The following is a 25,557-nucleotide window of genomic DNA, read 5'->3' as shown; positions in this document are numbered from 1 at the left end:
TTTTGTTTTGGGCGGTCGAAAACATTCCAGTCACCCCCGTTCAGTCGGCCTGCCTCACTTGCAGCCTGCGGCCGCCTTCAATGCTAAAGTCGCTGCCTCGATTTTGCTTTTCCCAAGGAAGCCGTTATGCCGGATGCGACGTCCCTCAGCGCTGGATTCATGGTGGTTCACGGCAACCGCCTGGATGAGTTGCGCAGCCTGGTAGTCAGCTGGATGCGCCGCTATCCGCTCGCGCCCTTGGAAAACGAAATCGCCCTGGTACAAAGCAACGGCATCGCCCAATGGCTCAAGTTAGCCCTGGCCGAAGACCCGGAAGACGACGACATGGGTGGCTGCGGCATCGCTGCGGCAATCGACGTGCAACTGCCCGGCAGCTTCATGTGGCAGCTCTATCGCATGGTCCTGGGCCGTGACGAAATCCCGCCCAAGTCCCTGCTCGATAAAGCGCCTCTGACGTGGCGCCTGATGCGCCTGCTCCCTGAACTCATCGATCAACCGCACTTCGAGCCGCTGCAGCGCTTCCTTACCCACGACACCGACCTGCGCAAACGCTATCAACTGGCTGAACGCCTGGCCGACCTGTTCGACCAATACCAGGTCTACCGTGCCGACTGGCTGGAAGACTGGGCTGCTGGCCGCCACCAATTGCGCAACGGGCGAGGCGAATCCAAGCCCCTTAATCCCGCAAACTGCTGGCAGGCCGAATTGTGGCGTGCATTGCTGGTCGATGTCGGTGAAGAAGGCATGGCCGAAAGCCGCGCCGGTGTGCACCAGCGCTTTATTGAACGCATCAATACCCTTGAACAGGCGCCCGCAGGCTTACCATCCCGAGTGATCGTTTTCGGCATTTCCTCACTGCCTGCGCAAGCCCTTGAGGCGCTCGCCGGCTTAGCGAGGTTCAGCCAAGTCCTGCTCTGCGTGCACAACCCTTGCCGTCATCACTGGTCCGACATCGTTGCCGACAAGGACCTGCTGCGTAATGAATACAAACGCCAAGCGCGCAAAGCCGGCATGCCGGTCACCATCGATCCACAAACCCTGCACCAGCACGCCCACCCGCTGCTGGCCGCTTGGGGCAAACAGGGCCGTGACTACATCAGCCTGCTGGACAGTTACGACGACCCCAACAGCTACCGCGCCGCCTTCCGTGATGGTCGCATCGACCTGTTCAGCGACAGCGAACCCACCACGCTGCTCAACCAACTGCAGGACGACATCCTCGAACTGCGCCCACTCAACGAAACGCGCGAGCTGTGGCCGGCCGTCGATCTAGATAACGACAGCTCCATCCGCTTCCACATCGCCCACAGCGCACAACGCGAAGTGGAAATTCTCCACGATCAATTGCTCCAACGTTTCAGTGCCGACCCGACGCTGCGCCCGCGCGACATTATCGTCATGGTCCCTGACGTTGACAGCTACGCGCCGCACATTCGCGCCGTGTTTGGCCAACTTGAGCGAAGCGACCCACGCTTCATTCCGTTCACTCTTACCGACCAAGGCCAACGTGGCCGCGACCCTCTGCTGATCGCCGTCGAACACCTGCTCAAACTCCCGGACAGCCGCTTCCCCGTCAGCGAAATCCTCGACCTGCTCGACGTTCCCGCCTTGCGTGAACGTTTTGCCATCAAGGAGCGCGACCTGCCGACGCTGCACCGCTGGATCGAAGGGGCCGGCATCCGTTGGGGCCTCAACGCCGAGCAACGCGCCGGCCTCGGCCTGCCGCATGAGCTGGAACAAAACAGCTGGCGATTCGGCTTGCGCCGCATGCTGTTGGGTTACGCCGTTGGCACCGGTGTCGCCTGCGACGGCATCGAACCCTACGATGAAATCGGCGGCCTCGACGCGGCCCTGATCGGCCCGTTGGTCTCCTTGCTCGATGCGTTAAACGACGCCCATCAGGCCTTGTCCCAACCGGCAGCGCCCCGCGAGTGGGTTGAACGCCTGCAACGCCTGATGCAACTCTTCTTCCTGCCCAGCAGCGAACACGACGACTACCTCTTAGGCCAACTCGAACAACTGAGAGAAGACTGGCTGGAAACCTGTGAGTCCGTCGGCCTGGAGGACGAGTTACCCCTCACCGTAGTCCGCGAGGCCTGGTTGGCCGGCCTGGACCAGGGTCGCCTGTCCCAGCGCTTCCTCGCTGGAGCTGTCAATTTTTGCACCCTGATGCCCATGCGCGCCATCCCGTTCAAACTCGTCTGCCTGCTCGGCATGAACGACGGCGACTACCCGCGCGCGCAACCGCCGTTGGACTTCGACCTGATGGGCAGCGACTACCGCCCCGGCGACCGTTCACGCCGCGAGGACGATCGCTACCTGCTGCTCGAAGCCCTGCTGTCCGCCCGCGACCAGCTCTACATCAGTTGGGTCGGCCGCAGCATCCGCGACAACAGCGACCGGCCGGCCTCGGTACTGATCGGCCAACTGCGTGACCATATCGCCAGCGGCTGGCATAACGCACACCAGCAAGAACTGCTGGAAGCAATGACCCAGGAGCACCCGCTCCAACCCTTCAGTGCGCGCTATTTCCATAAAGGCGACGCGCTCTTCAGCTACGCCCGCGAGTGGCAGTTGCTTCACGAGGCCGCCGACGTTCCAGTTAAAGAACACGAACTGGCAGAGCACCAACAAGAAGAACCCCTGAGCCTCGGCCAGTTGCAGGATTTCCTGCGCAACCCGGTCAAACATTTCTTCAGCCAACGTCTGAAAGTGTTCTTCGAGGCCGCCGAAGTGCCGCTCGCCGATGAAGAACCCTTCGTGCTCGACGCGCTGCAACGCTACAGCCTCAGCGACAGCCTGCTGAACGCTGCACTGACCCAGCCCGATCACGTGGATCAAGCACTCAACGCCCAGGCCCTGCGCCTGCAGGGCAGCGGCCTGCTGCCCATGGTGGGTTTCGGCGAGTGCCTGCGTAACGAACTGATCGAGCCGTTGCCCGATTTGCTGCAACGCTACCAACACTTATTGGCACTTTGGCCCACGCCACAAACCACCGCCGAGCCGATCAGTTTTGAGCATCATGGCATCCAGTTGGAAGGCTGGATCAGCGGCCTGCACCGACGCAGTGATGGCGGCTTGCTCAGCGTGACCACCATCCCCAACAGCATCGGTTCGATCAAGACGCGTAAGTGGCACCGTCTGATTCGCCCATGGGTCAATCACGTGGTGGCGTGCGCCTGCGGGCTGCCACTCAGCACCGGTTTGGTGGCAAGTGATGACACCTTGTTACTCGCCCCGCTGGATCAATCCAATGCCCGGGAAATCCTTGGCAACCTGCTGCTGGCCTGGCACACCGGCATGCGCAAACCGCTCCCGGTAGCCGTCAAAACCGCCTTCGCCTGGCTCGGCCAAACCGATCCCGCCAAAGCCCTGGCCGCCGCAAGCAAAGCCTATGAAGGCGACGGCCTGACCACCGACGGTGAGCGCCGCGAAACCCCTGCACTCACCCGCCAATTCCCCGACTTCGTCACGCTCATCGCCAGCGAAGCGTTCGAAGGCTGGGCCGAAACCCTGTATCGCCCATTGCTCAACGCAACCTGGCGATCGCTCAGCAGTGAGGAGGCCAGCGCATGATGGGTCAACCTTTAGCCCTGGCCTTCCCGTTAAAAGGCAGCCAGCTGATTGAAGCCAGCGCCGGCACCGGCAAGACCTTCACCATTTCCGCGCTGTACCTGCGCCTGGTGCTTGGCCACGGCGGTGACGAAGCCGGCTTTGGCCGCGAGTTACTGCCGCCGCAAATTCTGGTGGTGACCTTCACCGATGCCGCCACCAAAGAGCTGCGCGAACGCATCCGCATTCGCCTGGCTGAAGCCGCACGGTTCTTGCGCGCCGAAATCGAGCAGCCGGATGCATTGATCGCCGACCTGCGCGACCAATACCTTCCCGAACAATGGCCCGCCTGCGCCAATCGCCTGGACATCGCCGCGCAATGGATGGACGAGGCCGCCGTCTCGACCATCCACAGTTGGTGCCAGCGCATGCTGCGCGAGCACGCGTTCGACAGCGGCAGCCTGTTCACCCAAACCCTGGAAACCGACCACAGCGACCTGCTCGGCGAAGTGCTGCGTGACTACTGGCGGCTGTTTTGCTACCCGATGCGCGACGACGCACTTAACTGGGTGCGCAAAAACTGGAGCGGCCCCGCCGCCCTGATGCCCCGCGTGCGTGCGCTGTTCGGCAGCGAACGGCCCACTGGCGAAAGCCGTGAGCCCGCCGAACTGATCAACGCTTGCCTGCAAGAGCGCCGCGAAGCCTTGGTAAGCCTCAAGGCGCCGTGGCAGCAATGGGCGGCCGAACTGCGTGATATCTGCCTGCAAGCCGTGGCCGCGAAAGCCGTCGACGGCCGCAAGATGCAGGCGCGTTACTTCGAGCCCTGGTTTGAAAAAATCAGTGCCTGGGCGGCTGACGAAACCCTCGAACAACTGGACATCGGCACCGGCTTCACGCGGCTGACGCCCGACGGTATGGCCGAAGCCTGGAAGGGCGAGCCGCCGAGCCACCCTGGCATCGACGCCATGGCCAGCCTCAAAGCCAGCCTCGACGCCTTGCCCACTCCCGACGCCGCCGTGTTGCAACACGCCGCCGGCTGGGTGGGTAAACGCTTCGAAGAAGAAAAACGCCGTCGCGCCGAAATGGGCTTCGACGACATGCTGATCCGCCTCAACGCCGCCCTCCAAGCCGACGGCGGCGAGCGCCTCGCCAGTGTGATCCGCGAGCAATTCCCGGTCGCCTTGATCGACGAATTCCAGGACACCGACCCGGTGCAATACAGCATCTTCGACAGCATTTACCGCATCGAAGAAAACCACCTCGACAGCGGCCTGTTCCTGATCGGCGACCCCAAGCAGGCGATCTATGCCTTTCGTGGCGCCGACATCTACACCTACCTGCGCGCCCGTCAGTCCACCACCGGCCGCCACCACACCTTGGGCACCAACTTCCGCTCCAGCCACGCAATGGTCGAGGCGGTGAACCACGTGTTCCAGCGCGCCGAAAGCGGCCGTGGGGCTTTCCTGTTTCGCGAGCCGAATGGCGACAACCCGGTGCCATTCCACTCGGTGCTGTCCCAGGGCCGCAGGGAGCAACTGCAAGTCGATGGCCGCACGTTGCCGGCACTGAACCTCTGGCACCTGCCCACCGATCAGCCGATTTCCAACGCGGTGTATCGCCAGCAACTGGCGGCTGCCTGCGCCACGCAAATCGTCGCGTTGCTCAATGGCGGGCAGCAAGGTACCGCCGGTTTCCTACAGGCGGACTCCAGCTTCAGCGGCGTACTTCCGTCAGACATCGCCATCCTGGTACGTGACGGCAAGGAAGCCCAAGCCGTGCGCGCCGAATTGGCCGCTCGGGGCGTGCGCAGCGTGTACCTGTCTGACAAAGACTCGGTCTTCGCCGCCCAGGAAGCCCACGACCTGCTCGCCTGGCTCAAGGCCTGCGCAGAGCCCGACGTTGAGCGCCCGCTGCGTGCCGCGCTGGCCTGCGTCACCTTGAACCTGTCACTGCCGGAACTGGAGCGTCTGAATCAGGACGAACTGGCGTGGGAAACCCGCGTGATGCAGTTCCGTGGCTACCGCGCGATCTGGCGCACCCAGGGCGTGCTGCCAATGCTGCGGCGCATGCTGCATGATTTCAAACTGCCGCAAACCTTGATCGCGCGCAGCGACGGCGAACGCGTGCTGACCAACCTGTTGCACCTCAGCGAACTGTTGCAGCAGGCCGCGTCGGAGCTGGACGGCGAGCAAGCGCTGATCCGTCATCTGGCTGAACACCTCGCGCTGTCGGGGCAGGCCGGTGAAGAGCAGATTCTGCGCCTGGAAAGCGATGAGCAATTGGTCAAGGTAGTGACCATCCATAAATCCAAAGGCCTGGAATACGACCTGGTCTTCCTGCCGTTCATCTGCTCGGCCAAGCCCGTGGATGGCAGCCGCCTGCCGCTGCATTACCACGACGAACAGGGCAAATCGCACGTCAGCCTGCGGCCCACCGCCGAGTTGATTGCTCAGGCCGATGATGAGCGCCTCGCCGAAGACCTGCGTTTGTTCTATGTCGCGCTCACGCGCGCCAAGCACGCATGCTGGCTGGGCATCGCCGACCTCAAGCGCGGCAATAACAGCAGCTCGGTCCTGCACCTGTCGGCGCTGGGCTATCTGCTCGGCGCCGGTGCGTCGCTGGGCGAGTCGGCCGGCCTGGCGCGCTGGCTGCTGGATTTGCAGCAAGGCTGCGCCGCGATCCACTACGCCCATGTCCCGGACGCGCAAGACACGCTGTTCCACCCGCCGCGCAACGCAGCCACGTTGCTCGCGCCGTTGCTGCCCAAGCGCAAGGCCGCCGAAAACTGGTGGATCGCCTCTTACAGCGCATTGCGCATCGGCGACAGCATGAGCGCCGCGCCCCTCGAAGCTCCGGAAAGCCCACAAGCCCAGAAGCTGTTTGACGACGAGCGTCTCGACCCCGACGCACCGCGTGAAGTGGCGGCGTCTGGTGGCGACATACACCGTTTCCCACGCGGACCAAACCCTGGCACCTTCCTTCATGGCTTGTTGGAATGGGCGGGCGAGGAGGGTTTCAACGTCACCCCCGAGGCCATCGAAAAAGCCGTGGGCGCGCGCTGTAACCGGCGCAATTGGGAAGGCTGGATCGTCACCCTCAGCGCTTGGCTCGGCCACCTGCTGCAAACGCCGCTGCCGGTGGATAACGATCAGGTCACCCTGAGCAGCCTGCAGCAGTATCAGATCGAGATGGAGTTCTGGTTCGCCAGCCACAAAGTCGACGTGCTGGCCCTCGACAAACTGGTGTGCCAGTACACCCACAACGGCGTGTCCCGCGTCGCCGCCGAATCGGTGCTGCTCAACGGCATGTTCAAAGGCTTTATCGACCTGACCTTCGAACACGACGGCCGCTACTACGTGGCCGACTACAAATCCAATTGGCTCGGCCCTGACGATTCGGCCTACACCTTAGAGGCCATGGAACACTCGATCCTCGAGCATCGGTACGACCTGCAATACGTGCTTTACCTGCTGGCCCTGCACCGCCAGCTGAAGGCGCGCCTGCCCGAGTATGACTACGACCGCCACGTCGGCGGTGCGCTTTACGTGTTCCTGCGCGGCACTGAGTCGGTGAGCAAAGGCGCGTATTTCACCCGGCCGCCCCGTGAATTGATCGAAGGCTTGGACGCGTTGTTCCAGGGCAAACCCATACCGCCCAAGGTTGAGCCCGCCTGGGAACAAGGAGTGCTGCTATGAGCCTGTCGCCGTTACCGCTTGAGGCGCTGATGCCGCTCAACCGCGCCGCCGACCTGCTGCAACTGCTCGAACGCTGGGTTGACCGGGGCTGGCTGCGCGCGTTGGACAAGGCGTTTGTCGGCTTCCTGCACGAACTTGATCCGCAGGCCGACCCTCTGGTGTTGCTGGCCGCGGCGTTAACCAGCCACCAGTTGGGCCATGGTCATGTGTGCCTCGACCTGTTCGAAACCCTCAAGGCGCCGGATTTCGCCCTGTCGCTGCCGCCCGAAGGCGACCTGCAAACCGGCGCAATGCTGCTGCCGTCGCAGTTGCTCGACGGCCTCGACGGTGCCCACTGGTGTCACGCGCTGGCGGCCAGCCAATTGGTCGCCCTGGCGGTTGATGGCAGCGAAGCCGCGCAGAGCCGCCCGTTGGTCTTGTCCGGCAAACGCCTTTACCTGCGCCGCTACTGGACCTACGAACGGCGCATCGACACAGCCTTGCGCCTGCGCCTGGCCACCCAGGAAAGCGTCGCCGCCGATTTGCCGCAACGCCTCAACAGCCTCTTCAACCAACCGCCGCCCGACGGCGTGATCGACTGGCAAAAACTCGCCTGTGCCCTGGCCACGCGCGGTGCTTTCAGCATCGTCACCGGCGGCCCCGGCACCGGCAAGACCACCACCGTGGTGCGCCTGCTCGCGCTGTTGCAGGCGCCGGCCGTGGAAGCCGGCAGCCCGTTGCGCATCCGCCTGGCTGCGCCCACCGGCAAAGCTGCCGCACGCCTTACCGAATCCATCAGCCAGCAAGTGCAGTCGTTGACCGTGCCCGACAGCGTGCGGGAAAAAATTCCCACAGAAGTCACCACCGTTCACCGCTTGCTGGGCAGTCGCCCGGGCACGCGGCACTTCCGCCATCACATCGGCAACCCATTGCCCCTGGATGTGCTGGTGGTGGACGAAGCCTCGATGATCGACCTGGAAATGATGGCCAACCTGCTGGACGCCTTGCCGCCCCACGCACGCTTGGTGTTGCTGGGCGACAAGGATCAACTTGCCTCGGTCGAGGCCGGCGCCGTACTGGGCGATTTATGCCGCGACGCCGAAGCCGGCTGGTACAGCCCCGCCACGCGCCAATGGCTGCAAGCGGTCAGCGGCGAAGACCTGAATGCCAGCGGCCTGCAAGAAGACCTCGACGGCAGCCATCCGCTGGCCCAGCAAGTGGTGATGCTGCGCTATTCGCGACGTTTTGGTGAAGGCAGCGGCATCGGCCAATTGGCACGCTGGGTCAACCAGCAAAACGCCGAAGAGGCGCGCCAACTGCTCGCCGCGCGCAGCCACGATGACCTGTTCTGCCTCAGCCTCAAGGGCGAGCATGACCACGCCCTCGAGCGGCTGATATTGGACGGGCAGGGCGGCGACGCCCAGGGCTATCGTTATTACCTCAACTTGCTGCAAAGCGCGCGCCCGGCCCTCGACACCCCGCGCGAAGACCTCGCCTGGACGCACTGGGCGCAGCAACTGTTGCAAGCCTTCGACGCCTTCCAGTTGCTCTGCGCTGTGCGCAAAGGCCCGTGGGGCGTAGAAGGGCTGAACCTGCGCATCACCGCGGCCTTGCGCAAAGTGCGGCTGATCGAGGGGGACGAGCAATGGTACGAAGGCCGCCCGGTGCTGATGACCCGAAACGATTACGGCCTGGGCCTGATGAACGGCGACATCGGCATCGCGCTCAAACTGCCCGAAAGCGATGGCGGCCCCCACGTGCTGCGCGTGGCTTTCCCACGTAACGACGGCCAAGGCGGTGTGCGTTTTGTACTGCCCAGCCGTCTGAACGATGTGGAAACCGTGTACGCCATGACCGTGCACAAGTCCCAGGGCTCAGAATTTACCCACACCGCGCTGATCCTGCCGGATGCGCTGAACCCGGTGCTGACCAAAGAACTGATCTACACCGGTATCACCCGCGCCAAGCGCTGGTTCAGCCTGATCGAACCGCGTGGCGGCGTGTTTGAAGAAGCCGTGCGGCGCAAGGTCAAGCGTTTGAGCGGGTTGATGCTGGAATTGGACGTACCGGCTGGAGAAACTGACTGATTGGTCATTAAATATTTCTGATTCAGTCGTCTGAATTTTCTGAAAAAATAGCGGACTTCGCGAAGGCCCGGCTTCGCGGGGCCTTCCGCCGCTGTGCTATCGTTGCGGCATCACCCTGAAAAAACTGAAGAGAATCGCTGCATGAACGTGGCTGTCTCGCCCACAGAGCGCAGTTTGAGCTGGAGACGCATGTTACTGGTGGCACTTCTGTGCGTGCTCGCCCCGCGAGCATTTGCCCAGGCCCCCGGCCCGGCAGACCAGCGCGCCCAGGCGGTGACGCAAGTTGTGCTCGGCATCCTCAGCTATGCACGCTGGCCGGTGGAGCCTGCGCAACTGCGCTTGTGCATCGTCGGCCCCACCCAATACACCGACGATCTGGTCAAAGGCACCACCCAGGCGACCGGCCGTCCGGTGGTGGTGCAGCGTTTGCTCGCCGATCATCCCGATATCGTCAGTGCCTGCGACGCCGTGTACATCGGCAAACTCAGCGCCGATGAACGCTCGCGGTTGTTTACCTCACTGATCGGCCACCCGGTGCTGAGCATCAGCGAAGGCGGCGACCAATGCACCGTGGGCAGCCTGTTCTGCCTGCGAGTGGGCGATGAGCAAGTGTCATTTGAGGTCAACCTGGACTCCGTCGCCCGCAGCGGCGTGCGCATTCACCCCAGCGTGTTGCAGTTGTCCCGCCGTCGAGCGCCTGCGTCATGAGAACCCCGAAAGCGCGGCCGACCTTGCGCTCCGTCATCGGCCGTGGGCATTTGATTCTGGCGTTGGTGGCCGTGACCCTGGCCAGTGTGTCCTTGACCCTGCTCGGCGTGCTGGCGCTGCGCGTGTATGCCGAGCACAACCTGCACCTGATCGCGCGCTCGATCAATTACACCGTGGAAGCGGCGGTGGTGTTCAACGACAGCGCCGCCGCCACTGAAGCACTCAGCCTGATTGCCTCCACCGAAGAAGTGGCCCAGGCCGAAGTCTTCGATGCCAGCGGCAAGCTGCTGGCGCAATGGGAGCGGCCGGAAACCGGCATGCTGTCCGAGGTCGAACTGGCGCTGGCGCATGCCTTGCTCGAACAGCCCATCAGCCAGCCGATCCTGCACCAGGGGCAAACCGTGGGCAGCATTCACGTGGTCGGCCACGGCGGTAGCCTGCTGCGCTTTCTGCTCAGCGGCCTGGCCGGCATCGTGATTTGCACCGCCCTCAGCGCCTGGGTGGCGTTGTACTTGGCGCGGCGCCTGCTGCAAGGCATCACCAAACCGTTGCAAAGCCTGGCCGCGGTGGCCCATGCCGCCCGCAGCGAGCGAGACTTTGACCGACGCGTGCCACCGGCGCAGATCGCCGAACTCGACAACCTGGGCAGCGACTTCAACGCCCTGCTCGGCGAGATGGAAGCCTGGCAAAGCCACCTGCAAAGTGAAAACGAAACCCTCGCTCACCAGGCCAGCCACGACAGCCTGACCGGCTTGCCCAACCGCGCGTATTTCGAGGGCCGGCTGATCCGCGCGCTGCGCAGCGCCGCCAAGGTCAATGAACGGGTCGCCGTGTTGTTTCTCGACAGCGACCGTTTCAAAGACATCAATGACAACTTCGGCCACGCCGCCGGCGATGCGGTACTGGTGGCCGTCGCCGAGCGGGTGCGCGCGCAGTTGCGTGAAGATGACCTGGTGGCGCGCCTGGGCGGTGATGAGTTCGCGGTGCTGCTGGCGCCACTGCATAAAGCGGAGGATGCTCAGCGTATCGCCGACAAGATCATTGCCAGCATGGACACGCCGATCCCGGTGCCCGGCAACACCGAGGTGTTGACCTCCCTCAGTATCGGCATTGCCATCTACCCCGATCATGGCGCCACTCCCGGCACCTTGCTCAATGCCGCCGATGCGGCGATGTACCAGGCCAAACGCTTGTCCCAGGGCGGCCAGCAAACGGCGGATTCGGAGCCCACCGCCGCAAACGTTACCGACAGGAGTTGATCCCTTGTTCTCGACCGCGCGTTTCATGTTTATCACGTTACTGGTGGCATTCCTTGCCCTTGGCGGCTGCCAGACGGCCCCACCCAAAGGCCTGACACCGGCGCAAATCGCAGTCCTCAAACAGCAGGGTTTTGAACTGACTGACGAAGGTTGGGCGTTTGGCCTCTCGGGCAAAGTGCTGTTTGGCAGCGACGTTGAAAGCCTCAACAAAGCCAGCACCGACATCGTCGAACGCATCGGCAAAGCCCTGGTCGGCGCCGGCATCGACCGCGTACGCGTCGACGGCCACACCGACGCCTCTGGCAAAGAAACCTACAACCAGCAACTGTCCCTGCGCCGCGCCAAAAGCGTGGGCAACGTGCTGACCGGTGTGGGCATGAAGGAAGAAAACATCCAGCTGCGCGGTTTGGGCAGCAGCGAGCCGGTGGCGCCGAACACCACGGTAGCGGGGCGCACCGAAAACCGGCGCGTGTCTATTGTGGTGATCGCGGACTGAGCGGGTTCACCCCTCTTAATCTGAAATGCCATCAAACTGTGGGAGCGGGCTTGCCGGCGATAGCGGTGTATCAGCCGCAATTAAGCTGACTGACCCACCGCCATCGCAGGCAAGCCAGCTCCCACATCAATTGGCGCCTGACGCAAAATTTCCCGACCTACACAGTCCCAACTGTGGGAGCGGGCTTGCTCGCGAATGCGGTGTATCAGCCGCAGATAATCTGGCTGACCCACCGCCATCGCAGGCAAGCCAGCTCCCACACTGATTTGTGCCTGACGCAAAATTTCCCGGCCTACACAGTCCCAACTGTGGGAGCGGGCTTGCTCGCGAATGCGGTGTATCAGCAGCAAATAATCTGACTGACCCACCGCCATCGCAGGCAAGCCAGCTCCCACATTAATTGGTGCCTGGCGCAAAATTTCCCAATCCAGCACAGTTCAACTGTAGGAGTGGGCTTGCCCGCGATGGCGGTGTATCAGCAGCAAATAATCTGACTGACCCACCGCCATCGCAGGCAAGCCAGCTCCCACACTGATTTGTACCTGACGCAAAATTTCCCAACCGCCACAGTCCCAACTGTGGGAGCGGGCTTGCCCGCGAATGCGGTGTATCAGCAGCAAATAATCTGGCTGACCCACCGCCATCGCAGGCAAGCCAGCTCCCACATTAATTGGTGCCTGACGCAAAATTTCCCATCCGCCACAGTTCAAAAATGTGGGAGCGGGCTTGCTCGCGAATGCGGTGTATCAGCAGCAAATAATCTGACTGACCCACCGCCATCTCAGGCAAGCCAGCTCCCACACTGACTTGTGCCTGACTCAAAATTTCCCATCCGCCACAGTCCAAAATGTGGGAGTGGGCTTGCCCGCGATGGCGGTCGTTCAGGCAATGATGTATTGGCTGGCCCACTGCATTCGCGAGCAAGCCTGCTCCCACCTTTATGCCGCAGTGTTCGCTTAACTGCCCGGCGTCATCGCCTGCGTCAGGTCATCCACCACGGCCTTGCCCATCTCACACAGGTAATGCGCGGCCCATGCGTATTGCTCGCCGCGCACATCCATGGCGGCTTCCATCGCGAGTTTCTTGGAGTAAAAAAGCAGGGTGGAGGCGTGTTCCAGGGCTTGCTCAATCGGCATGCCGGCGTTGACGCGGAACAGGGGTTTTTGGTTTTCGCCGTAGTCGCCGAAGGTGACGACGCCGAGGGTAGTGATGGAGGAAAGCGGTGGGTCGGGGACGATTTTGCTCATGACGATTGCTCTCTGCTGAAGTAGAGCCGCCACATCACATCGCTAAACATGAAGAGGGTGGCAGCTGTGTGCAGGTTAGCGATCCGGGCCAGAGCGCATCCCGGGTAGACTCGGAAGTCTCCCGCACACAGCCGCCATAAAACGCTCAAAGCTGGCGAGCGCCAGCTAATGCTATCGGGGCAATGTCACGCCTGAAACCCGGATCGCTAAACCCGATCGCTGATGTGCAGCGACCCAGGGAGGCTAGTGACCCAAACGGTAAGGCGCAATGGGCTAGAGAGTCTCTAGGAAACGTCCTGCAAATTAAAGCGAATCGTCATTGATGGCCCTTTAATCCGCGAACCTTATCTCCCGCGTTTCCCCCATCAACAACCCGGTGTTCTGCTCCGTCACCTCTCGGATGTAATCCCACAACAACGTAATCCGCTTCAACTTGCGCAAATCCTCCCGGCAATACATCCAGAACTGCCGCGTGATCGAAATCTGCTCCCCCAACACTGGCAACAGCCGCGGGTCCTGCGCGGCCAGAAAGCACGGCAATATCGCCATCGACCGACCCTGCTGCGCGGCCACGTACTGCGCGATCACGCTGGTGCTGCGCAAACTCGCGCTGGCGCCCGGCACCACATTCGCCAGGTACAGCAGCTCCGAGCTGAACGCCAAGTCATCCACATAACTGATAAACGGGTGCTCAGCCAAATCCGCCGGCCGCTGGATGGGCGGGTGTTGGTCGAGGTAATCCTGGGTCGCGTAGAGCTGCAGTTTGTAGTCGCACAGCTTGCAGCACACATACGGCCCGTGCTCCGGGCGTTCCAGGGCGATGACGATGTCGGCTTCACGCTTGGACAGGCTGATGAAGTGGGGCAGGGGCAGGATGTCGACCGAGATGGCGGGGTAGGTGTCGACAAAATGGCTGAGCTGCGGCGTAACGAAAAAACTGCCGAAACCCTCGGTGCAGCCCATGCGCACATGGCCGGACAGCGCCACGCCGGAGCCGGACACCTGCTCGCAAGCCATGTGCAGCGTGCTTTCGATGGACTCCGCGTAACCCAGCAAACGCTGGCCTTCGGCGGTGAGCACGAAGCCGTTGGTCCGGGATTTTTCGAACAGCAGCGTGCCAAGCGACACTTCCAGTGAACTGATGCGCCGCGACACGGTGGTGTAGTCCACCGCCAGGCGCTTGGCGGCGACGCTGGCCTTGCGGGTGCGGGCCACTTCAAGGAAAAACTTCAGGTCATCCCAGTTCAGGGAGCCCAAGGACGTGATGTTTTTTTGCATATTGGACCGGCTTTTATGTGCGTTCTTATTAGAGATTTGCACATCTATACTCCAAAAACAGTCCGAACGCCTCATTCCCAAGGCGATTCACGCGCCTTGTCTCTGCATAACTACAAGATTGGAGACCACATGAACGCTTCTGCCGACATTTCCGTGCAACAGGTCAAGTTGCTGATCAACGGTGAATGGGTCGAGTCCAAGACCACCCATTGGCAAGACATCGTCAATCCGGCCACCCAGCAAGTGCTGGCCAAAGTCCCGTTCGCCACCGCCGATGAAGTCAACGCGGCCATCGACGCTGCCCATCAAGCCTTCCAGACCTGGAAGCTGACGCCGATCGGCGCGCGCATGCGCATCATGCTCAAGCTGCAGGCCTTGATCCGTGAACATTCCAAGCGCATCGCTGTAGTCCTAAGTGCCGAGCAGGGTAAGACCATTGCCGATGCCGAAGGCGATATTTTCCGCGGCCTGGAAGTGGTCGAACACGCGTGCTCCATCGGCACGTTGCAGATGGGCGAATTCGCCGAAAACGTCGCCGGTGGCGTGGACACCTACACCCTGCGCCAACCGATCGGTGTGTGCGCCGGTATTACCCCGTTCAACTTCCCGGCGATGATTCCGCTGTGGATGTTCCCGATGGCGATTGCCTGCGGGAACACTTTCGTCCTCAAGCCGTCCGAGCAAGACCCGCTGTCGACCCTGTTGCTGGTGGAGCTGGCGCTGGAAGCCGGCGTGCCCGCTGGCGTGCTCAACGTGGTACACGGCGGCAAGGATGTGGTGGATGCGCTGTGCACTCACAAAGACATCAAGGCTGTGTCCTTTGTCGGCTCGACCGCCGTCGGCACTCATGTGTACGACCTGGCCGGTAAACACGGCAAGCGCGTGCAGTCGATGATGGGCGCCAAGAACCACGCCGTGGTGCTGCCGGACGCCAACCGCGAACACACCCTGAATGCCCTGGTCGGCGCAGGTTTTGGCGCGGCGGGCCAGCGTTGCATGGCCACCTCGGTGGTGGTGCTGGTGGGCGCGGCCAAGCAATGGCTGCCGGACCTTAAAGCGCTGGCGCAAAAGCTCAAGGTTAATGCCGGCAGCGAAGCCGGTACGGATGTTGGCCCGGTGATTTCCAAACGCGCCAAGGCGCGCATCCTGGAACTGATCGAAAGCGGCGTGAAAGAAGGCGCCAAGCTGGAGCTGGACGGCCGCGACATCAAGGTGCCGGGCTTCGAGCAAGGCAACTTTGTGGGCCCGACCCTGTTCTCGGGCGTGACCACGGACATGCAAATCTACACCCAGGAAATCTTCGGCCCGGTGCTGGTGGTGCTCGAAGTTGCCACGCTGGATGAAGCCATCGCGCTGGTCAACGCCAACCCGTTCGGCAACGGCACCGGCCTGTTCACCCAAAGCGGTGCGGCGGCGCGTAAGTTCCAGAGCGAAATCGATGTAGGCCAGGTCGGCATCAACATTCCGATTCCGGTGCCAGTGCCGTTCTTCAGCTTCACCGGTTCACGCGGTTCCAAGCTCGGCGACCTCGGCCCGTACGGCAAGCAAGTGGTGCAGTTCTACACCCAGACCAAAACCGTCACCAGCCGCTGGTTCGACGACGACACGGTCAATGATGGCGTCAACACCACCATCAACCTGCGCTGAGTCGGGAGACGACCATGAAGATTGCATTTATCGGCTTGGGCAACATGGGCGCGCCCATGGCCCGCAACCTGATCAAGGCCGGCCACGCGCTGAACCTGTTCGACCTGAACCAGACGGTTCTCAACGAGCTGGCCGAACTCGGCGGCACTGTCAGCAGTTCACCGCGTGACGCGGCTAGCGGCGCTGAGCTGGTGATTACCATGCTGCCGGCGGCGGCTCATGTGCGCAGCGTGTGGCTGAATGAAGACGGCGTGCTGGCCGGGATCGGAAAGGGCGTACCGGCAGTGGATTGCAGCACCATCGACCCGCAAACCATCCGTGATGTAGCGGCTGCGGCGGCGAAGCAAGGTGTAGCCGTCGCCGACGCCCCAGTCTCCGGCGGCACCGGCGGCGCCAGCGCGGGTACGCTGACCTTCATGGTCGGCGCCACTGCGGAGCTGTTCGCCACCCTGCAACCAGTGCTGGCGCAGATGGGCCGCAACATCGTGCATTGCGGCGATGTGGGCACCGGTCAGATCGCCAAGATCTGCAACAACCTGCTGCTCGGGATCAGCATGGTCGGCGTCAGCGAAGCCATGGCCCTGGGCGACGCACTGGGCATCGACACCCAAGTGCTGGCCGGGATTATCAACAGCTCCACCGGGCGCTGCTGGAGTTCCGACACCTACAACCCCTGGCCGGGCGTGATCGAAACCGCGCCGTCGTCGCGGGGTTACACCGGCGGCTTTGGTGCCGACCTGATGCTCAAGGACCTGGGCCTGGCCACCGAAGCCGCGCGCCAGGCCAAACAACCGGTGATTCTGGGCGCTGTGGCCCAGCAGTTGTATCAATCGATGAGCCAGCGTGGCGAAGGCGGCAAGGACTTCTCGGCGATCATCAACAGCTATCGCAAGCCCCAGTAGAACGCCGAGCCCGCTTGCCTTAGCAAGCGGGCTTTCTATGGTAAACGGGCTTGTTTTGGCAAGCGGACTTGTTATGGCCAACGGGCTAGTTGTGGCTGGCGGGTTTGTTGTGGCGAGCGGGCTTGCCCCGCGTCGGGCTGCGCAGCAGCCCCAATAAAGTCAACGCATTTTCCCAGCCAAACCGCAGTGCCTGGACCAGGGGCCGCTACGCAGCCCAACGCGGGGCAAGCCCGCTCGCCACAAGGAAGAAGTAGTCCGGGTTAGATCGCTCAGGCAAACACAAAATACTTACGCACCGTCTCTACCACTTCCCACGTGCCCTTCATCCCCGGCTCCACCACAAAGATATCCCCAGCCCGCAAGTGAATCGGCTCCAGGCCTTCTGGGGTGATCACGCAGTAGCCTTCCTGGAAATGGCAGTATTTCCACTTCACGTATTCCACGTACCACTTGCCCGGTGTGCAGATCCAGGTGCCCATGATTTTGCTGCCGTCTTCGCTGGTGTAGGCGTTGAGGTTGACGGTGTGCGGGTCGCCTTCGAGTTTTTCCCATTTGCAGGCATCCAGGACCGGCAGTGGGTGGGTGTCGCGCAGTACGGTGATGGGCTTAGACATGATGGCTCCGAGGCAGGGAAGGGAAAGATGCACCCTAAGGCCTCGGGCGTTGTGCCAGTGGTCTGAACTCGACATCGGGATGCCCAGAAGCGCAGGCGAATGCGATTGCTCTGACACTCATGCAGTTCCTGTGGGAGCGGGCTTGCTCGCGAAAGCGGTGGGTCAGCCCGCACCTGTATTGACTGGCACACCGCCTTCGCGAGCAAGCCCGCTCCCACATTGGATCTCCAGTGTTTGAGCCACTTTCATCAGATGAAACTTCCTGGCGTCAACCCGACCTTTCCTCGCAGTAACTGCGAAAGAATTCCCGCCTGGCGCTGGAATTAGCAAGAAAATGCACAGCTGGCCCTCGTATCATTCACCCCAGAACGAGTGAGAGCCTTCAAATGAACCCAATAAAAACGTGGTGGGATATCAGCCCGCCCTTGAGCACGGCGACCCCGACCTGGCCGGGCGATACGCCGTTTCAGGAAGAGCGCGTGTGGCAGTTCGGCCCCGAGTGCCCGGTGAATGTGGGCCGCGTGACCTTTTCGCCGCACACCGGCGCGCATGTGGATGCGCCGCTGCATTACAGCGCTGACGGCGCGCCGATCGGCGACGTGTCGCTGGACGTGTACATGGGCCCGTGCCGGGTGTTGCATTGCCTGGGCAGTGGCGCGCTGGTGCAGCCGCAGCAGTTGGAAGGCCGTGTGGATAACTTGCCCGAGCGCGTGCTGCTGCGCACTTATCCACAAGCGCCGCTGACCGAATGGGATTCGAACTTCACCGCCATCGCGCCGCAAACCATCGAGCTGCTCGCCAGCCTGGGCGTGCGCCTGATCGGTATCGATACGCCGTCCCTGGACCCGCAACAGTCCAAGACCATGGATTCGCACAACGCCGTGGCCCGCCATGGTATGGCGATTCTCGAAGGCATCGTGCTCGATGACGTGCCGGAGGGCGACTATGAATTGATCGCGCTGCCGCTGCGCTTTGCCAACCTGGACGCGAGCCCGGTGCGCGCCATCCTCCGCCCGCTCAAGGAGCCCACGCGATGAGCCAATGCCCCTTTTCACCTGATTACCAGCCCCCGGAAGAATGGCACAACGCCGAGCTGAATTTTTCCGAGTCGATGAGCTACGGCGACTACCTGGACCTGGGCAAGGTCCTCAGCGCCCAGCACCCGCTGTCGCCGGATCACAACGAAATGCTCTTTATCATCCAGCACCAGACGTCCGAGCTGTGGATGAAACTGATGCTCCACGAACTCAAGGCTGCCCGCGAACACGTGCGCCTGGGCGAGTTGCCGCCGGCGTTCAAGATGCTGGCGCGGGTGTCGCGGATCTTCGATCAACTGGTGCACGCCTGGGCGGTGTTGGCGACCATGACGCCGTCGGAATACAAGGCCATTCGCCCGTTCCTGGGGCAGTCGTCGGGGTTCCAGTCGTTCCAGTACCGCGAGATCGAATTTATCCTCGGCAATAAAAGCGCGGCGCTGTTGCGGCCTCACGCGCACCGGCCGCAGTTATTGAACGAGTTGAAAGTGGCGATTGCCACGCCGTCGCTGTATGACGAGGCGGTCAACCTGATGGCCAAAGCCGGTTTGGCGATTGACCCCAAACGCGCCGAGCGCGACCCGACGGCGGCCACGGTTCACGATGAGTCGGTGGAAGCGGCCTGGCGTGAGGTGTATCGCGACCCGAGCCGGTATTGGGATTTGTATCAGTTGGCCGAAAAGTTTATCGACCTGGAGGATTCGTTCCGCCAGTGGCGCTTCAGGCATGTGACCACGGTTGAGCGGATCATCGGCTTTCAACCCGGTACGGGCGGCACCGAAGGCGTGGGGTATTTGCGCAAGATGCTCGACACGGTGCTGTTCCCCGAGTTGTGGCGAGTGCGTTCCACGCTATAAAAAAAGCCCCGGAATCCCGGGGCTTTTTCATGACCAATGCAAGCGAATGTGGGAGGGGGCTTGCCCCCGATGGCAGTGGGTCAGGCACTGCATCCGGTGTCTGACCCACCGCCGTCGCGGGCAAGCCCGGCTCCCACAGGGATCACTGTGCATTCGCTAAGGCGCTACCTTTTTTGATCCGCATCCGGTAGGCAATGTAGATAATCCCCACCCACACCGGCATCGCATACACCGACTCACGAATGCCATCGATCGCCAGCATCACGCTGACAATCATCACCATGAACGCCAGGCACAGGTAGTTGCTGAACGGGAACCAGAAGGTCTTGAACGACGGCGTCACGCCTTGCTCGCCCATGGCCTTGCGGAATTTGATGTGAGTGATGCTGATCAGCGCCCAGTTGATCATCAGCGAGGCAACCACCAGCGCGAACAACAACTCCAGGGCGCTCTTGGGCGCGACGTAGTTGACCACCACGCACAGCATCGTCACCAGTGCCGAAATCGCCAGGGCGCGCAGCGGCACGCCTTGTTTGTTGAGCTTCATCAGCGCTTTGGGCGCGTCGCCTTGCTCGGCCAGGCCGAACAGCATGCGGCTGTTGCAGTACACGCCGCTGTTGTACACCGACAGCGCCGCGGTCAGCACGACGAAGTTGAGGATGTGCGCGGCGGTGTCGTTACCAATCAGCGAGAAGATCTGCACAAACGGGCTGCCGCTGTAGGCATCGCCCGACGCGCCGAGGGTTTGCAGCAGTTGGTCCCACGGGTACAGCGACAGCAAGACGGTCAGGGCGCCGACGTAGAAAATCAGGATCCGGTACACCACTTGGTTGATGGCTTTGGGGATCACTTTGCGCGGCTCGCTGGCCTCGGCGGCGGTGATGCCCACCAGCTCCAGGCCACCAAACGAGAACATGATAAAGGCCATCGACATCAACAGCCCCATGCCGCCATTGGGGAAGAACCCGCCGTGACTCCACAGGTTGCTCACCGCGGCTTGTGGGCCGCCGGTGCCGCTGAACAGCAGGTAGCAGCCGAGCACGATCATGCCGACAATTGCCACCACCTTGATGATCGCGAACCAGAACTCGGCTTCACCGAAGAACTTCACGTTCAGTGTGTTGATCAGGTTGACCGCGACAAAGAACACCAGCGCGCTGACCCAGGTCGGAATCTCCGGCCACCAGAACTGGATGTACTTGCCCACGGCGGTCAGTTCGGCCATGCCCACCAGCACGTAGAGCACCCAGTAGTTCCAGCCGGCCAGGAAGCCTGCGTAGCCGCCCCAGTATTTGTGTGCGAAGTGGCTGAAGGAGCCGGCCACCGGCTCTTCGACGATCATCTCGCCGAGCTGGCGCATGATCAGGAAGGCGATGAAACCGGCGATCGCGTACCCCAGGATCATCGACGGGCCCGCCGACTTGAGCACCCCGGCCGAGCCGAGGAACAACCCCGTGCCAATCGCCCCTCCCAAGGCAATCAGCTGAATATGCCGGTTCTTCAGGCCACGCTTGAGGCCTACCGGGTTAACCATGTCATCCGCCATTAACATTCCCTTCTACTTGTTTTTCTCAGGGTTGATTGCACGCCGCACCCGCCCCTCAAAGTACTGAGGGGTCAGATATTACTCTGCGTAAACTTTTCGTAATACAGCTGAACGCCAACAAGTGCCTGATCCAGCAGCCATTGTTGGATGGATTCGACCATCGGAGGGGGGCCGCACACGTACATATCCGCCGATTGGTCCCGCAATTCGGCCAGGTCGAAATGCTCGGTGAGGTAACCGCGCTTGCCGGGCCATTCGGGCGACGGGTCACTCAGCACTTGGGTGTAGCGAAACCCCGGGATTTTCGACGCGTAGGCTTCAATGCGTGTTGCTTCGCACAAATCCTCGGCGCCACGTACGCCGTAGTACAGGTGCACCGGCTGCTCGCAGCCGTTGGCCGCCAGTTCATCGAGCATGCCCAGCAACGCCGACAACCCGGTGCCGCCGGCCACCAGCACCAGCGGCTGGGTGACATGCCGCAGGTAAAACGCGCCCAACGGTGCTTCCATCAGCACTTCATCACCGACCTGGCAACGCTCGCGCAGGTAGTTGCTCATGACGCCATCGGGCAGCAGGCGCACCAGAAACTGCAACTGATTGCCTGGCCGGTTGGCGAAGGAGTAAGAGCGCCAGCTGTCGGTGCCGGGCACCGACAGGCGGGCGTATTGGCCCGGCAGGAAGTCCAGTGGCGCCTCCACCTGCACGTGCAAAATGGCCGTGCTGGCCGAGACCAACTGCACCGCACTCACCGTGCCGCGCACCTGCACCGGCCCCGGCGCATTGCACAGGCTCGAATCGAAATCGAAGTAAAACGTTGCATCGGATTTGACCCGCGTCTGGCAGCTGAGCATTTTACGTTGCTGCAGCTCGAGGCTGGAGAGCGCTTCCTCGTCGACATAATCCTGGCTGTAGTCGCCTGACTCGCAACGGCCCTGGCAGGTGCCGCACACGCCTTCGCGGCAATCCAGCGGGATCTTGATGCCGTTGCGCAGGGCCGCGTCCAACAGGATTTCGTTGGCGCCCACCGGGAAAAACAGGGTTTTGCCGTCGGCAAAGCTGAAGGCTACTTTGTGATTCATCCGCATAACTCCGCGTATCTGATGTGATGGCTGACGAGTGAGCTTTTGTGGCGAGCGGGCCTGCTGTGGCGAGCGGGCTTGCCCCGCGTTGGGCTGCGAAGCAGCCCCAATTAATGTCACCGCATTTTTTGCGTCAAACCGCAGTGGCTGGACCAGGGGCCGCTTCGCGCCCCAACGCGGGGCAAGCCCGCTCGCCACAGCAAGCCCGCTCGCCACAACAAGCCCGCTCGCCACAACAAGTCCGCTGGCCGCAATGGGCCCGCTGGCCACACCAGGCATGGTCAAAGGTGATAAAAATCCAGCACCGAATTGATGGTGTCGTTGAGCAGCAGGGCGTGCTTGCGGGTGATCAGCCAGCTGTCGCCATGGGCTTTGAGGCTGTAGGTGGCGCTGCCATAGAACTGCTCCGACATGGCCAGCCGATAGAACAGCGTGTGCCAGTTCAACTTCACTTCCAGCAGCCCGCCGGGTTGCTCGGCAATCCGCACGTTATTGATCAGGTGCAAGGTGCGCGGCATTGGCGTGGCCGATGCCGCCTTGCCGGTGCGCAGGCGGAACACGCGGTCTTCCAGGCCCGAACGGTTGGCGTAATAGATCAACGACATCTCGCGCTTGGGGTCGCGGGTGTAGACGTGTTCCGAGTCCCATTGCGGCAGATGGAACTCACTCTGCGGGTCGAACAGCTGCACATAGGCGTCCCAGTCCTGGGCGTCGCACAGCTCGGATTTACGGTAGAAAAACTGCTCGATCTGGTACTGCAATTGCGCATTCATCACTTCACCTCCCGCAGCTTCAGCGCGTGTTGGTCCAGGCCGTTAAGCAGGAAGTGCTGCCAGTTGCGGTGCTGGTTGACGTACAGGCCTTCGTGGGTGAACTCGGTGCCGGTCATCGCCGGTTGGATGCCGATGGCTTCGCTGTTAGGCGTAGGCCCGGTTTCCCAGCGGTGGCTGCCGCGCGAGATGTCACTCCAGCGTTCCAGGCGGCCCTGGAAGCCGCGTTGGGCTTCGCGAAACTCCACCAGGTCATCGGGTGTGCCCATGCCGGACACGTTGAAGAAATCCTCGAACTGGCGGATGCGGTTTTCGCGGTCGGCATCCGACTCGTTCTTTACGCCCAGGCACTGGCTGATGATTTCGGTCTTGTTCCACGCTACCGGGCGGATGATGCGCAGCTGCGAGCTGATCTGGTCGAGGAAGAACAGGCTCGGGTAGATGTTCAGGTTGCGCAGGCGGTGCATCATCCACTCGGCCTTCTGCTGGCCGTGCTCTTGCACCAGGCGCGGCATGATGGTGGCGTAGCCGGAACGCACACTTGGGTTGGGCATGTCGCTGAACAACAGGCTGTGGCCATTGTTGAAGGCGAACCAACCGTCGTCGGTGTTGGCATCGCCCGCGCCGAGTTTGCTGTAGTCCAGCGTGCTGGCGGAGCCGCTGCCGTTTTCGGTGTTCACCTGCTGGCGATGCTGCACCGTGGCCACGTAGTTGTAGTGCACGGTGCTGACGTGATAACCGTCCAGGCCGTTTTCGTTCTGCAGTTTCCAGTTGCCGTCGTAGGTGTAGGCGGATTTGCCCGGCAGCACTTCCAGCTCACCGGTGGCGGACTGCGCGACCATCATGTCGAAGAACACTTTGGCGTCGCCGAGAAAGTCCTCCAGGCTGTCGCGGCCATTCACGTCCAGGCTGATAAACACAAAGCCCTTGTAGCTTTCGATGCGGGCTTTCTTCAGGCCACGCGTGGCTTTGTCGAAACCTTCCGGGTATTCCCCCGGCGCCTTGACCTTCACCAGCCGGCCATCGCTCTTGTAGCACCAGGCGTGGAACGGGCAAGTAAAGGTGGATTGGTTGCCTTTGCCGACGCGCGTCAGCGTGGTGCCGCGGTGCTGGCAGGCGTTGATCAGCGCATTCAGTTGGCCCTCGCCATCGCGGGTGATGATCATCGGCTGGCGCCCGGCGCGCATCGTCACGAAGTCGTGGTTATTGGCCAGTTCGCTTTCGTGGCAGGCGTAGATCCAGTTTTTTTCGAAGATCAGTTCCATCTCCAGGTCGAACAGTTCCGGCTCGGTGAACATGTCCCGGGCGATGCGGAACACGGCGTCCGCCGGGCGAAAATCCAGGCAGCTTTCGATAAACGTTTTCCACTGCTCGACGCTTTTTGCACCACTCATGGGAGGCACCTTTTTTGATAGGGGCTAATCGGTGGTTCATTAGAGGCAGCGCGGCAGGGTGCGGGCTATCCGCTTAATGGGCAGAGATGGGCCGCATAGTTGGGCGCGCATCGTTGGGCAGCAAATACCCAGTTCGGTGCAGCGAGGTGACGCGATGCGCTACTGTCATACCAAGGGAACGTCGCAAAAACCTGCGGCTTATCCACATAGTCGACCGTTGCTATCCACCCCGTTGCATTACGGGGCGCGTGGCGTAGAACTTGCTGTCGATTGTCAACGACGCGCCGCCAGAGCGCGCAACCGCCTAACCGCCGTGGGTGCACCCTGATGAGTAGCCATACACGCGAAATCCATATTCAACGCTTCGACCTGGAAGGCGCCCGCAGCTGGATGTCCGGCATTTGTGGGCCACACCGCCTGGCGACGTCGACGCCGGAGCGCCTGCGCTTTCACCACAGCGCCAATGTGTTCAAGTCCCGCGCTACCACCTTGGGCGTGATCGAGTACGGCACGGACGTGACCATCGGCATCGAAGACGCCGAGCACTTCAGCAGCTACAGCCTGAGCCTGCCGTTGGTGGGCGAGCAGGAATTGAGCAAGAACGGCGAGCGGCTGAGTTCCAATCGCGACCAGGGCGTGATCCTGTCGCCCAACGAGCATCAGGTGCTGGCGATCTCCGGTGATTGCCGCAAATTGCAGGTGGTGATCACCCGCGCGGCGATGAGTGAATCCCTGGAAGGCTTGCTGCAACGGCCGATTGAGGCACCGCTGCGCTTCGAGTCGGTGATGGACGCGGTGGAGGGGGCTTCAGCGTCGTGGTGGCGCATGGCGCGGTATTTCATTGCCGAGCTTGAGCGCAGCAGCGAGCTGTATGAGCAGGCGGCGTTTACGCGTGACCTGGAAAGCTCGTTGATCAAAGGCTTGATCCTCGCCCAGCCGAATAACTATTCAGAAGAGCTGCGCGACGTGCTGGGCGTGAAGCTGCCGCACTACCTGATTCGTGCGCGGCAGTACATCCACGACAACGCTCGCGAAGCGGTGCATCTGGAAGACCTGGAAGCGGCTGCGGGCGTGTCGCGGTTCAAGCTGTTCGATGCGTTTCGCAAGTACTTTGCGCTGTCGCCCATGGCGTACCTGAAGAAGTACCGGTTGGGCGCGGTGCGTCAGGAAATCCTTGAGCAGGGGTCTACTCGGACCATTTCCGAAATGGCCCTGGGTTGGGGCTTTACTCACTTGGGGCGGTTTTCGGCGGAGTACCGCAAGCTGTTTGATGAATCGCCCAGCCAGACCTTGCAGCGCAAGCGCCTGCGCAGTCTCTAAACCTGATGAAGATCAGAATGTGGGAGCTGGCTTGCCTGCGATAGCGGTGGTGAATGTTCCACCGCCATCGCAGGCAAGCCCGCTCCCACAGGG

The 25,557-nt window shown here is 61.9% G+C and carries 18 protein-coding genes; 11 read left to right on the top strand and 7 right to left on the bottom strand.

Translation table 11 applies throughout. The annotated features are described in order from the left end of the window. Nucleotides 1-126 precede the first annotated feature (126 nt). The 6 genes from recC to L8K08_RS26710 all read left to right on the top strand — a co-directional run bounded on the left by recC (nt 127) and on the right by L8K08_RS26710 (nt 11,776). Nucleotides 127-3,576 carry an exodeoxyribonuclease V subunit gamma gene (recC, locus tag L8K08_RS26735; RefSeq protein ID WP_242201171.1) on the top strand — a complete coding sequence of 1,150 codons (3,450 nt, stop codon included), beginning with the start codon at nt 127-129 and terminating at the stop codon, nt 3,574-3,576. Then, nucleotides 3,573-7,247 (top strand): exodeoxyribonuclease V subunit beta, encoded by a 3,675-nt coding sequence (recB, locus tag L8K08_RS26730; protein WP_242201168.1) that lies wholly within the window; start codon nt 3,573-3,575, stop codon nt 7,245-7,247. Before recC ends, recB begins: the two co-directional genes overlap by 4 nt. Beyond that, complete coding sequence (gene recD, locus L8K08_RS26725) at nt 7,244-9,313, top strand: exodeoxyribonuclease V subunit alpha (protein WP_242201165.1); 2,070 nt, start codon at nt 7,244-7,246, stop codon at nt 9,311-9,313. Before recB ends, recD begins: the two co-directional genes overlap by 4 nt. Before the next feature lie 141 nt (nt 9,314-9,454). Next, nucleotides 9,455-10,021 carry a YfiR family protein gene (locus tag L8K08_RS26720; protein WP_106578168.1) on the top strand — a complete coding sequence of 189 codons (567 nt, stop codon included), beginning with the start codon at nt 9,455-9,457 and terminating at the stop codon, nt 10,019-10,021. Next, nucleotides 10,018-11,280: a diguanylate cyclase gene (locus L8K08_RS26715; protein ID WP_145164393.1), complete on the top strand. Its 1,263-nt coding sequence runs from the start codon at nt 10,018-10,020 to the stop codon at nt 11,278-11,280. The genes L8K08_RS26720 and L8K08_RS26715 overlap by 4 nt, the downstream gene beginning before the upstream one ends. A gap of 4 nt (nt 11,281-11,284) precedes the next feature. Continuing rightward, the gene (locus tag L8K08_RS26710) at nt 11,285-11,776 is read left to right on the top strand and encodes an OmpA family protein (protein WP_145164391.1); all 492 of its coding nucleotides are present in this window, start codon (nt 11,285-11,287) and stop codon (nt 11,774-11,776) included. A 956-nt stretch (nt 11,777-12,732) separates the two neighbouring features. Here L8K08_RS26710 and L8K08_RS26705 read toward each other — a convergent pair. Both L8K08_RS26705 and L8K08_RS26700 read right to left on the bottom strand, forming a co-directional pair. Then, entirely contained in the window at nt 12,733-13,023 is a 291-nt protein-coding gene (locus tag L8K08_RS26705; protein WP_145164389.1) for a DUF3077 domain-containing protein, read from the bottom strand. Nucleotides 13,024-13,353: 330 nt separating this feature from the next. Next, nucleotides 13,354-14,301 carry a LysR family transcriptional regulator gene (locus L8K08_RS26700; RefSeq protein ID WP_145164387.1) on the bottom strand — a complete coding sequence of 316 codons (948 nt, stop codon included), beginning with the start codon at nt 14,299-14,301 and terminating at the stop codon, nt 13,354-13,356. A 129-nt stretch (nt 14,302-14,430) separates the two neighbouring features. Here L8K08_RS26700 and L8K08_RS26695 point away from each other — a divergent pair, with 129 nt between their 5' ends. Further along, a complete protein-coding gene (locus L8K08_RS26695; protein ID WP_106578173.1) occupies nt 14,431-15,948 on the top strand; it encodes a CoA-acylating methylmalonate-semialdehyde dehydrogenase in 1,518 nt (505 codons plus the stop codon). A 14-nt stretch (nt 15,949-15,962) separates the two neighbouring features. Further along, complete coding sequence (gene mmsB / locus L8K08_RS26690) at nt 15,963-16,850, top strand: 3-hydroxyisobutyrate dehydrogenase (RefSeq protein WP_242201163.1); 888 nt, start codon at nt 15,963-15,965, stop codon at nt 16,848-16,850. Between the two features lie 269 nt (nt 16,851-17,119). Here the strand turns inward: mmsB and L8K08_RS26685 are convergent, their stop codons facing one another. Continuing rightward, complete coding sequence (locus tag L8K08_RS26685; RefSeq protein WP_242201160.1) at nt 17,120-17,464, bottom strand: cupin domain-containing protein; 345 nt, start codon at nt 17,462-17,464, stop codon at nt 17,120-17,122. Between the two features lie 386 nt (nt 17,465-17,850). Here L8K08_RS26685 and kynB point away from each other — a divergent pair, with 386 nt between their 5' ends. Then, on the top strand, nt 17,851-18,501 hold the full coding sequence (gene kynB / locus L8K08_RS26680) for an arylformamidase (protein ID WP_242201157.1): 651 nt from the start codon (nt 17,851-17,853) through the stop codon (nt 18,499-18,501). After that, a complete protein-coding gene (gene kynA, locus L8K08_RS26675; RefSeq protein ID WP_242201155.1) occupies nt 18,498-19,355 on the top strand; it encodes a tryptophan 2,3-dioxygenase in 858 nt (285 codons plus the stop codon). Before kynB ends, kynA begins: the two co-directional genes overlap by 4 nt. A gap of 142 nt (nt 19,356-19,497) precedes the next feature. On the opposite strand, the gene L8K08_RS26670 is transcribed toward kynA, so the two are convergent. The 4 genes from L8K08_RS26670 to antA all read right to left on the bottom strand — a co-directional run bounded on the left by L8K08_RS26670 (nt 19,498) and on the right by antA (nt 24,144). Then, the gene (locus tag L8K08_RS26670; RefSeq protein WP_145164377.1) at nt 19,498-20,901 is read right to left on the bottom strand and encodes an amino acid permease; all 1,404 of its coding nucleotides are present in this window, start codon (nt 20,899-20,901) and stop codon (nt 19,498-19,500) included. Between the two features lie 71 nt (nt 20,902-20,972). Beyond that, a complete protein-coding gene (gene antC / locus L8K08_RS26665; RefSeq protein WP_242201153.1) occupies nt 20,973-21,980 on the bottom strand; it encodes an anthranilate 1,2-dioxygenase electron transfer component AntC in 1,008 nt (335 codons plus the stop codon). 281 nt (nt 21,981-22,261) lie between these two features. Continuing rightward, nucleotides 22,262-22,753: an anthranilate 1,2-dioxygenase small subunit gene (gene antB / locus L8K08_RS26660; protein WP_124418464.1), complete on the bottom strand. Its 492-nt coding sequence runs from the start codon at nt 22,751-22,753 to the stop codon at nt 22,262-22,264. Beyond that, entirely contained in the window at nt 22,753-24,144 is a 1,392-nt protein-coding gene (antA, locus tag L8K08_RS26655; protein WP_242201151.1) for an anthranilate 1,2-dioxygenase large subunit, read from the bottom strand. The genes antB and antA overlap by 1 nt, the downstream gene beginning before the upstream one ends. Nucleotides 24,145-24,471: 327 nt before the next feature. Here antA and L8K08_RS26650 point away from each other — a divergent pair, with 327 nt between their 5' ends. Next, nucleotides 24,472-25,464: a helix-turn-helix domain-containing protein gene (locus L8K08_RS26650; protein ID WP_145164368.1), complete on the top strand. Its 993-nt coding sequence runs from the start codon at nt 24,472-24,474 to the stop codon at nt 25,462-25,464. Nucleotides 25,465-25,557: the final 93 nt, after the last annotated feature.

This window comes from Pseudomonas sp. TREG-RG-20F-10-E-6-01, from assembly GCF_022662455.1.
Taxonomy (GTDB): Bacteria; Pseudomonadota; Gammaproteobacteria; order Pseudomonadales; family Pseudomonadaceae; genus Aquipseudomonas.
The sequence above is the reverse complement of the archived record's forward strand: the minus strand, read 5'-3'. Positions and strand labels throughout refer to the sequence as shown.